The organism is Actinocrinis sp. (assembly GCF_035946395.1).
In the GTDB taxonomy this organism is placed as follows: domain Bacteria; phylum Actinomycetota; class Actinomycetes; order Streptomycetales; family Catenulisporaceae; genus Actinocrinis.
In genome coordinates this window covers 1-9,914 of sequence record NZ_DASYZI010000397.1, presented here as the reverse complement: position 1 = coordinate 9,914, position 9,914 = coordinate 1, and the positions used below count along the sequence as shown (strand labels likewise).

Sequence of the window (9,914 nt, the reverse complement as noted above, 5' to 3'; positions counted from 1 at the left end):
TCGGATGATGCTATCCGGGCGGGATTGGCGACCCGGTAGCTGGCGCGGACGTGCGGGCGGTCGGGATCGACGGGGTGCACAGAGACAGAGTCGGCTGAGCGTCCGGAGTCATCGGAGCTGTCGGAGTCAATGGGGTGTGCGGAGTCGACGGGGTGCCCGGGGCCGTGGCGGCGGGAGGCGGCACGAGCGGCCAGCAAGTCGGTGTCGGCGGTGGAGACGAGCAGGATCGTCGGCGGCTCGGTTGCCGGTGACTCGGGGGGAACCGGAGGCACAGGGGGCACAAGGGGCTCGAAGGACACGGGCGCGCGCTGCCTTTCGGTTCGGTGCATCGGGTCGCCGCTCGGGTCAGTGCCCTGACCCCGCGGACCGCCGCCGGCCTGCGCCGACGGCGCGCGTACGGCGCCTAACGTGGGGTCGCCGGGCCGCCGGGGCGGCGCCTCGCCAGGCTACCGCTCCGGGTCCGTTATCTGATCGTCACCTTTCGGTCGCCAGCTGGTCACCGGGCAATACGGTGAAAGCATGATCGTTGGTGTTAGGTTCGCACTGTGGCTATCCACCACGCCGCAGAGCTCGGCTACCAGCGCGCAGCGGCGGACTACGAGCGTGTCCGCCCCTCCTACCCGACGCGGTCTCTGGCTGTGCTCGCCGACGCGTTGGACCTGCATCCGGGCAAGCAGGTCGCCGAAGTGGGCGCGGGAACCGGGAAGTTCACCCGGCTGCTGGCGCTCACCGGCGCGCGGGTGATCGCGCTTGAACCAGTGGCGGCGATGCGCACCACCCTCACCGAGCTGCTCCCACAGGTCCAGGTAGTGGACGGGCTCGCCGAGGCGACGGGTCTGGCGGACGGCTCGGTGGACGCCGTGGTGGCGGCCCAGGCCTGGCACTGGTTCGACCCGGCGGCCGCGCTGGCGGAGGCGGAGCGGATCACCCACCGGCGCGGGCGGCTCGGGTTGGTGTGGAACACCCTGGACGAGACGGTGCCGTGGGTCGCCGAGTACTCGAAGATCTACCGGCAGTGGCGCACGGACGCGGTGCCCGGCCACCGGGACGGCACGTGGCGGCGCTTCTTCGACGAGGTGCCGGGGTGGACGCGGCTGTGCGGGGAGCACGTGGCGAACCCGTACGTGACCGACCGCGAGGGCGTGCTCGGGCAGGCGCTGACCTCAAGCGTGATCAGCACACTGGACTCGGAGAGCCGCGCGCAGGTGCGCCGCGAGCTTGAGGCGGTGCTGGACCGGCACGAGGAGAGCCGCGGCGACCGGATCGAAATCCCGTACGTCACCGACATCTACTGGACGGCTCGGGCCTGAACGCGCCGGCTTCCCTGGACGCCCCGGGATTCCGGGATGTAAGAGTTCGGGGATGCGAGAGCTAGAATTGAACCGCGCCGGGTAGTCGAACGTTAGCACCGGTGTTTCCAGAGCGCTGACGTTCTTGGGGGGCGTGCCGTGAGCTATCCTCCGGGCGGGCCGATCGGACCGGGAGAGAACGAGACTCCCCGACCGCAGCCGGGCCCGCCGCCGCAACAACCGCAGGGCGGCTGGCCGGGGTCAGGGCAGGGCATGACGCAGCCGATATACCCGCAACCGGGGCAGCCCGACCCGTATCCACAGCAGCCGTACCAGCAGCCGGCCGCCAATCCGTACGCTGCGCCCCAGCAGCCTTATTATGGCGTGCCGCAGAACCCGTACGGCACACAGGATCCCTATGTCGTGCAGGATCCCTACGCACAGCAGCAGCCGCAACAGACGCAGTACCCGTATGCTCAGGGCCAGCAGCAGCCGTACGGCTACCAGTACGACCAGGGCGCCGGCGGATACGGATACGGCGCTCCGATGCCGGTTCAGCGGTCGGCGAACGGTTCGCGCAACGCGATGATCGGCGTACTCGCCGCGGTCGCAGTGCTCGCGATCGGGGTGTCCGTGTACTGGTTCGGATTCCACAACACCTCCGCCAACGGGACGCCGACCGGGCTCGGCTCGACGCACACGACGGTCACGGTGCCGCCACCTACCACTCAGCCGTCAGCCACCGATACCGCGACGCCTGACGTGCTCGGCACCGGCAACGACATCGCGGCGTTGCAGGCCCTGATGGGCACGATGACCGATCCGGGCTGCCACAAGGCGTTCGAGGCGTTGATCACCTTCGAGCAGGCCGCGGCGGTCGACGCGAACGACGACACGGCGCTGCTGAACGACTACGACACGGCCATCGCCAGCCTGACCGACGCGCAATCCCAGGCCCAGGACCAATCGAAGGCCGACGCGATCGGGCGAGTCGTGACGGACTGGAAGGCGTACACGGCGACGCTGGCGGCAGGCGGCACGCCCAGCAACGACACGATGTCGAACGACGGCCAGCAACTGGCGGCGGCTTGCCTCGCCTGACTCGGCGGTAGTGCGGCGCGTCAGGCGGCGTTTGGCGCGTCGGTCAGGCGAGAAGGCTGACCAGCGCGACGATGCCGACGCACACGATCACGAAGCGCAGTGCAGTCGGCGGCAGTTTGCGGCCTATGCGCGCGCCGAGTTGCCCGCCGAGGATGGAGCCTGCGGCGATCAGCGCGGTGGCACTCCAGGCGATGTGTGAGACTGCGATGAAGATGACCGACGCGACGCCGTTGACCAACGCGGCCAGGACGTTTTTGGCGGCGTTGATGCGCTGGAGGGAGTCGGTGAACGCTATGCCGAGCAGGCCGAGCAGCAGTACGCCCTGGGCCGCGCCGAAGTAGCCGCCGTATACGCCGCTGCCGAAGACGAGTGTCCACAGCAGCGGCCCCCCGGCGGCGTTCGTCCGGTCGTCGGGCTCGCCGAGTTCACTGCCCTTGCTGCTTTCACCGTTTTCGTTTTCGCCGCTCTCGCCGCGTCCGTTGCGGGCCGCCTGGCGGCGGGCGACCCACGCGGCGAGTGAGGGCTGCGCGACGACCAGCACGAGGGCGAGCGCGATCAGTGCCGGGACGATTGCCTTGAACGCTCCCGCCGGCAGCGTCAGCAGCAGGATCGCGCCGGTCAGGCCGCCGAGCATGGACCCGGTGCCGAGCAGGACGAGGCGGGCGCGCTGGCCCTTCAGCTCCCTGCGGTAGCCGTGAATGCCGCTGATCACTCCGGGCACCAGGCCGACCGTGTTCGAGACGTTCGCGGTCACCGGGGAGTAGCCGAAGGCGAGCAGCGTGGGGAAGGTGATCAGCGTGCCCGAACCGACCACGGCGTTGATCGTCCCGGCCGCCGCTCCGGCCGCGAACAGTGCCGCTGCCTCAGCGATCCCGTGACTCACGCGATCAAGCGTACCGGGGCCGCCGTAGCGGGCTTCGGCCTACTCCCCGGCCTGCTCCCGCCCGGGCTTCTCCTCGTGTTCCCTACTCGTCCTCGGCACCGTAGAGCACATCGGCGGGCGAGAGGCGGCGCGGGCGCGGAGTGTGCGTCGCACGGTCCTGCTCGCGGCTCGCGGCGCTGGCCGCCGGGCTGCTCGGCCCCGAGGCGGGACGCGGGACGGCCGGACGGCCCGGCTCGCCGCTGGTCTCGGCTGCTGCCGGGACGTCACGCTGCTGGTCGGCGGGGCCGCCCTGCCCTGGCACGTTCATCTTGCTGAACGCCCCGCCGATGCCCTCGACGGCCTTGCCGAGCTCGCTGGGCACGATCCAGACCTTGTTCGCCTCGCCCTCGGCGAGCTTGGGCAGCATCTGGAGGTACTGGTAGCTGAGCAGCTTGGAGTCGGCGTCGCCCTCGTGGATGGCCTCGAACACCTTCTTGATCGCCATCGCCTCGCCGCCCGCGCGCAGTTCCGCGGCCTTGGCCTCACCCTCGGCCTTGAGGATCATCGACTGCCGGTCGCCCTCGGCACGCAGGATCTCGGCCTGCTTGACGCCCTCGGCCTGGAGCACCGTGGCGCGCCGCTCGCGCTCGGCGCGCACCTGCTTCTCCATCGCCTCGGTGATGTCCCGGTTGGGCTGGATGGTGCGCAGCTCCACCCGGTTGACCCGGATGCCCCACGGCCCGGTCGCCGAGTCCAGCGCGTCACGCAGGTCGGTGTTGACCTCGTCGCGGCTGGTCAGCGTGCGCTCCAGGTCCATGCCGCCGACGATGTTGCGCAGCGTGGTGGACACCAGGTACTCGATCGCCTGCACGTAGTTCTGGATCTCGTACGTGGCCCGGCGCGGGTCGGTCACCTGGTAGTAGACCACCCAGTCGATGTAGACCAGCAGGTTGTCCTCGGTGATGACCTCCTGCGGCGGGAACGGGACGACCTGCTCGCGCATGTCCACCGTGGCGCGGATGGTGTCGGCCACCGGAACCAGGAAGCGCAGGCCGGGCTCCAGCGTGCGCCGGTAGCGGCCGAAGCGCTCCACCACCTGCGCGCTGGCCTGTGGGACGATCTGGACCGACCGGTAGAGGAAGTAGGTGACCGACAGGACCACGATCAGCACCACGAGAATCGCGGTGACCACGCTCATCCCAGACCTCCCCTAGAGCACAGCGATCAGCGCTGCGTACGATGAGCCGAAAAAAGTTAAAGTACTGACGAGCTCACACGATACTGTGATTATGCCCAAACTGTCAGCGCATCAGGCCCAACGCGCCGCACCTAATCCGCTCTTCTAACGTGGCCGGGGCCGCGACGCAAGGTCGTCCGGCGCGCAGCGGCGGGCGAGCCAAGAGCCGCACAGCAAACCCCGGCCGAGTTCGAAGCGCCCGTAGTACGGGCAACCCGCGTAGTGCGCGAACTTGCGGCGGATCCGCGGGCGCTGTCAGCGGTCACACACGGGCGATCACACGACGAGTGCTGTGGCTCCGTCGATCTCCAGGACGTGCACGGTGACGCCGGGCTCGAAGACCGCGTCGGGCTCGTAGGCGCGCGCGGTCCAGATCTGGCCGCTGAGGCTGATCCGGCCGGTGTGCGCGTCGACCCGGCTGGTGACCAGCGCGTCGCTGCCGACGAGCTTGGCGGCTCCGGTGCGCAGCCCTGGAAGGGCCTGATGGCGCATCACGGCCGGCCGCAGGAAGGCGATCAGGCCGGTGCTCATCAGGATGAACGCGGGGACCTGCCCGGCCAGCGGGACGCCGAGCACGGCGAGGACCGCTGCGACGGCGGCGCCGATCGAGGCCATCAGGAACGCGAGTGTGGCGGTCGCGGTCTCGGCCAGCAGCAGTAAGACAGCTGTGACTACCCACCACACCCATCCCATAGGCGTATGGTACGCACGGCGTTCGCTTATAAGCAGTAAGTGGCGTGTTATTGACCCGTTTTGCATGCGCCGGGAGCAGCTTTTTCTCGGCGTCCTGTTCGTAGTCGAACTATTGTGCGCTTATTGCGATTCGGGCAGGACGCCGAAGCCGGGCCGCGGCCGGTGCGGCGTCAGACGCCACGGGCGTAGAAGCGCCCGCCGGAGCTTTCCACGGCGAGCGGGATGTTGAAGCAGGCTGACAGGTTCTCCGCGGTCAGCGTGGCCGCGACCGGCCCGGCCGCGACGATCCCGCCCTGGCGCAGCATCAGCACGTGCGTGAAGCCCGGCGGGATCTCCTCGACGTGGTGGGTGACCAGTATCGTCACCGGGGAGTTCGGGTCGGCGGCGTGGTTGGCCAGGCGGCGCACCAGGTCCTCGCGCCCGGCCAGGTCGAGGCCGGCGGCGGGCTCGTCGAGCAGCAGCAGCTCGGGGTCGGTCATCAGGGCCCTGGCGATCAGGGTCCGCTTGCGCTCTCCGGACGAGAGGGTGGTGTAGACGCGGTCGGCGAACCCTTCCATGCCCCACCAGGCCAGCAGGTCGTCGGCGCGTGTGGTGTCCATGTCGTCGTACTGTTCACGCCACCGGCCGAGCTGCCCGTAGCTGGCGGTCAGTACCGCGTCGCGGACCTTGGCGCCGCGCCCGATGCGCAGGTCCACCGCGGCGGAGGTCAGGCCGATGCGCGGGCGCAGTTCGAAGATGTCGACGCGGCCGAGCGTTTCGCCGAGGATGGCCGCCGTCCCGCTGCTGGGGAACAGGTTGCCGGCGGCGATCTGTAGCAGCGTGGTCTTCCCGGCGCCGTTCGGGCCGACGACCACCCAGCGTTCGCCCTCGGCGACCCGCCAGTTGATCCCGCTCAGCAACTTCTTGCCGTCCCGCACGAGCGAGACGTCGACCAGGTCGAGGACGTCCGTCATATGGCCAAACCTATAGGGTCCGGATGAAGCCCCGGTAGCGTGGGGCCATGCATTCGGAGATCGACTCGGAGATCGGCGGGGCGCCTTCCGGGCGCTGCGGATCCGTCGCGGACGACGCGCCCACGCTGCTGGTGACGGTCTTCGGCGCGGACCGGCCCGGGGTGACGGCGTCGCTGTTCGAGCAGATCACCCGGTTCGAGGCGCGCACGGGTTGCTCCGCCCGGGTGGCGGACGTCGAGCAGATCGTGCTGCGCGGCCGGCTGGTGCTCGGCGCGCTGGTGACCGCGCCGGCGGACCGGGCCGAGTTCCGGATCGCGCTGCACAAGTGGGCCGCGGCGTGGAAGCTGGACGTGGAGATCACCGAGGGGCGCGGCGACAACCACAACCGGCGGGCCGGGCGCAGCCGCGTCACCGTGCTCGGCGCCCCGCTGAAGGCCGCGGCCATGGAGACGGTCGCCGGGCGCGTCGCCGAAGCAGGGGGGAACATCGACCGGATTGTGCGCCTGGCCAAGTACCCGGTCACCGCCCTGGAGCTGGACGTGTCCGGAGTGGACCCGGCACAGCTGCGCGGCGCGCTGGCGACGGCAGCCGCCGAAGCAGGGGTCGACATCGCGGTGCAGCGCGCGGGCCTGGCCCGCCGGGCCAAGCACCTCGTGGTCATGGACGTGGACTCGACACTGATCCAGGACGAGGTGATCGAGCTGCTCGCCCGGCATGCCGACTGCCTGGACCAGGTGCGGGAGATCACAGCGGCGGCGATGCGCGGCGAGCTGGACTTCGCCGGGTCGCTGCATGCGCGGGTGGCGCTGCTGGCGGGGCTGCCGGAGGCCACATTCGAGAAGGTCCGCGGCGAGGTGCGGTACACGCCCGGCGCCAGGACCCTGGTGCGCACCCTCAAGCGGCTCGGGTTCCAGGTCGGGATAGTCTCGGGCGGCTTCACGCAGATCACCGACACGCTGGTGGCGCAGCTCGGGCTGGACTTCGCGGCGGCGAACACGCTGGAGGTGGCCGACGGCCGGCTGACCGGCCGGGTGGTGGGCGAGGTGGTGGACCGGCCGGGCAAGGCGGCCGCGCTGCGCCGGTTCGCGGCCACGGCCGGCGTACCGCTGTCGGAGACGGTCGCGATCGGCGACGGCGCGAACGACCTGGACATGCTGGCGGCGGCGGGCCTCGGTGTCGCGTTCAACGCGAAACCGCTGGTGCGTGCGGCGGCGGACACGGCGGTCAACGTGCCGTTCCTCGACACGATCCTGTTCCTGCTGGGCATCCCGCGCGAGGAGGTCGAAGAGCTCGACGACGTGGAGCAGGTGGAGAACGTCGGGCGGGCATAGGGCCACGGCGCTGACTCACGCTGCTGGGTGCATGGGTAGGCGGGTTGTCGGCGGTGAGAGTCGGTTCGAGTTGGGGTTCGAGTTCGAGTTGGGGTTCGGACGTGGGCACTGGGCGTGGATTTGACTCGGGTTCGAGGCCGAACTCGGCGGCCCTGCTCTCGTCGGGGTCCGTCATGGTGCTGCGGTTGCGCTGGGGCTGGAAGTCCATGCGCCGGATTACGCCGTTCGATACCTACGGCGACAGGCCCAGCGGTCAGCCGTTGTGCGAGCCCCAGATGGAGATGACGACCAGCACGGCGAAGATCGCGACCATGCCGAGCGCGACATACAGCGCCTGCCGGTGGCCTGCGGACCGAGTCGTCTCGCGCCACTCCTGCGGCGGCCACTCCTCCTGCTGCTGCGCGGCCCGCTCGCCGACCGGGTTCTCTGCCTCGCTCATACGGCAAGTTTCGCACCCGCCAGACCTGCGGCAGGCTCCGGGGTCGCGGTGTCCGGTCCGTCTGAGTGTCTGGGTCTATCGAGTGCGTAGCGTCGGATGCGCCGCTGTCACGCGCGCGGCTCGCGGACGCGGGCCTCCCGGAAGCGGCTCGTCCCGTCGTCCTCCTCCGCGAGCTGTTCGAGCACAGGCAACGCGGCGACCAGCGTCGCGTACTGCTCGGAACCCAGCCGGGCGGCACGCTCGGTCAGCATTGCGGTGCGCTCGCTGCGCACCTTCTCCAGCAGAGTGCGGGCAGCCGGGGTGACGACGATGTGGCAGGAGCGGCCGTCCTCCGGGTCGGGGATCTTGCGCACCAGACCGGCCTGGATCAAGCCGCTGACCGTGCGCGTCATCGAGGGTGCGGCGACGTTTTCGCGCGCGGCGAGCTCACCCTGCCGGATCGGTCCGTACTTCTCCACGACCACCAGGGCGGAGATCTGCGCGAAGGTCAGCTCCCCGGAAGCGCGTTGGGCCAGCCGCCGGTGCAGGCGGCCGACAGCGACACGCAGGCGCGTTATGTCCTGCGGATCCGGCAGTGTACTCACCGTCACACCTTAGCTTGCGCTGAGCTTGGCAGACGGATCGCGGCTGCCGAGCACGCCGGCCGAGGACCCGGCGGCCGGGCCGGCGCCCCGCGAACGACCGTGTTTGAACACCGTGTTTTGAACGATGACCGTTTTTTGAACATCGGTGCGATCGGTCAACGAACCGTCAAGTTACCGCCAACGCGCACCTAACTTCGCGTTCCGGCGGTCGCTGACCGGTGACAGGTCTAGTCATCCTCTTATATCTTCGTCCGCCAGTACGAGCCGTGGAACCCGGCCGTTACCCAGACCGCTGACGCAGGGAGGTCGGATCCACCCGTGGGCTCGCATCGCAAGCCGAAGGCGCAAGAAGAGGCGTACGAGTACGGCGCTTTCGAGCACAGCCCCTACGAGCACAGCAAGGTGCTGGCGAAGGCCGGAGACGAGCGGCCGTGGACGCGGCGCTTCCCGGCGATCACCGTGGCGGCGCTGGCCGGCACCGTGGTCGGCGGCCCTGGAGGGGTCGCGGCGGCGATGGCGTTCTCCAGTGCGAGCGGCTCGGGTCCGGATGCGAGCGTTTCCGTGGCGACTGCGCCCGCCCCGGTACCATCCGGAGTGCCTGTGCTCGCGCTGCCGAACACGGCGGTACCTACGCCGTCAGCTTCGGCCTCGGCCTCAGCGAGCGCTTCTGCATCCGCGTCCGCCTCGGCCAAGCCGTCTCCCACAGCCACCAAGACTGCGCCCGCGAATCCCTACGCGCACACGACCCTGTCTGAGCTTGAGCCAACCGCGCTCTACGGAGCGCAGACCATATTCACGCCGAGTGCGACGCAGTGGCAGAACGCGCGGATCATCGTGCAAGTGGCGGAGCAGCGCGGCATGCCGCTCTACGCGGCGGTCATCGCGACCGCGACGGCCATGCAGGAATCGCAGCTGACCAACCTCACGACCGCGACGAACGCCGACTCGCTCGGCCTGTTCCAGCAGCGCCCGTCACAGGGTTGGGGCACGGCGGCGCAGCTCACCGATCCGTATTATGCGTCGAACGCATTCCTCGCGGCCCTCAACGTGTATGCGTCGCATTACATGACGATCTCCCTCTGGGAGTCCGCGCAGGCGGTGCAGCGCTCTGGCTACCCCACGGCCTACGCGCAGTGGGAGTCCCAGGCCGCGAACATGGTGCTCGCGATCGTCAACGGCACCGCGCCGAAGTAGATCGGCAGCGGATAGACAAGCAGCGGGTCGACGGGTAGGCCCGGCTGGGTTCGACGCAAGTCCGTACCGGTTCGCGGGGGGCCCTGCCCATTTGGTGGCGCACTGCCACCGGACTGTGGCGCAGGGCGAGCGAAGCGGTGGGAATTCGCCTGTGCTTTATGAAAATCCGACGAATGTGGTGACACGGCGCCCGGTGACCTCATATGGTCGGGCTCGTGCGCAGGCTCGCGC

At 69.7% G+C, this 9,914-nt stretch carries 10 protein-coding genes; 4 read left to right on the top strand and 6 right to left on the bottom strand.

All coding sequences use genetic code 11. The annotated features are described in order from the left end of the window. The first annotated feature begins 545 nt into the window (after positions 1-545). Together VGS97_RS24725 and VGS97_RS24720 are read left to right on the top strand one after the other, a co-directional pair. On the top strand, positions 546-1,310 hold the full coding sequence (locus VGS97_RS24725) for a class I SAM-dependent methyltransferase (RefSeq protein ID WP_326856039.1): 765 nt from the start codon (positions 546-548) through the stop codon (positions 1,308-1,310). Between the two features lie 252 nt (positions 1,311-1,562). Beyond that, positions 1,563-2,390, top strand: coding sequence for a hypothetical protein (locus tag VGS97_RS24720; RefSeq protein WP_326856038.1), 828 nt, complete (start codon positions 1,563-1,565; stop codon positions 2,388-2,390). A 43-nt stretch (positions 2,391-2,433) separates the two neighbouring features. On the opposite strand, the gene VGS97_RS24715 is transcribed toward VGS97_RS24720, so the two are convergent. The 4 genes from VGS97_RS24715 to VGS97_RS24700 all read right to left on the bottom strand — a co-directional run bounded on the left by VGS97_RS24715 (position 2,434) and on the right by VGS97_RS24700 (position 6,135). Then, positions 2,434-3,273, bottom strand: coding sequence for a sulfite exporter TauE/SafE family protein (locus VGS97_RS24715; RefSeq protein WP_326856037.1), 840 nt, complete (start codon positions 3,271-3,273; stop codon positions 2,434-2,436). Between the two features lie 82 nt (positions 3,274-3,355). Beyond that, positions 3,356-4,450, bottom strand: a complete 1,095-nt coding sequence (locus VGS97_RS24710) for an SPFH domain-containing protein (protein WP_326856036.1) — start codon at positions 4,448-4,450, stop codon at positions 3,356-3,358. A gap of 315 nt (positions 4,451-4,765) precedes the next feature. Then, positions 4,766-5,182, bottom strand: coding sequence for an NfeD family protein (locus tag VGS97_RS24705; protein ID WP_326856035.1), 417 nt, complete (start codon positions 5,180-5,182; stop codon positions 4,766-4,768). A gap of 170 nt (positions 5,183-5,352) precedes the next feature. After that, a complete protein-coding gene (locus VGS97_RS24700; protein WP_326856034.1) occupies positions 5,353-6,135 on the bottom strand; it encodes an ABC transporter ATP-binding protein in 783 nt (260 codons plus the stop codon). 47 nt (positions 6,136-6,182) lie between these two features. On the opposite strand from VGS97_RS24700, the gene serB reads away from it, so the two are divergent. Beyond that, complete coding sequence (gene serB / locus VGS97_RS24695; protein ID WP_326856033.1) at positions 6,183-7,466, top strand: phosphoserine phosphatase SerB; 1,284 nt, start codon at positions 6,183-6,185, stop codon at positions 7,464-7,466. 253 nt (positions 7,467-7,719) lie between these two features. Here the strand turns inward: serB and VGS97_RS24690 are convergent, their stop codons facing one another. Both VGS97_RS24690 and VGS97_RS24685 read right to left on the bottom strand, forming a co-directional pair. Then, the gene (locus VGS97_RS24690) at positions 7,720-7,905 is read right to left on the bottom strand and encodes a hypothetical protein (RefSeq protein WP_326856032.1); all 186 of its coding nucleotides are present in this window, start codon (positions 7,903-7,905) and stop codon (positions 7,720-7,722) included. Positions 7,906-8,012: 107 nt separating this feature from the next. Next, complete coding sequence (locus VGS97_RS24685; protein WP_326856031.1) at positions 8,013-8,489, bottom strand: MarR family winged helix-turn-helix transcriptional regulator; 477 nt, start codon at positions 8,487-8,489, stop codon at positions 8,013-8,015. Positions 8,490-8,807: 318 nt separating this feature from the next. Between VGS97_RS24685 and VGS97_RS24680 the strand changes: the two genes are divergently transcribed. Beyond that, positions 8,808-9,683: a hypothetical protein gene (locus tag VGS97_RS24680; protein WP_326856030.1), complete on the top strand. Its 876-nt coding sequence runs from the start codon at positions 8,808-8,810 to the stop codon at positions 9,681-9,683. Positions 9,684-9,914: the final 231 nt, after the last annotated feature.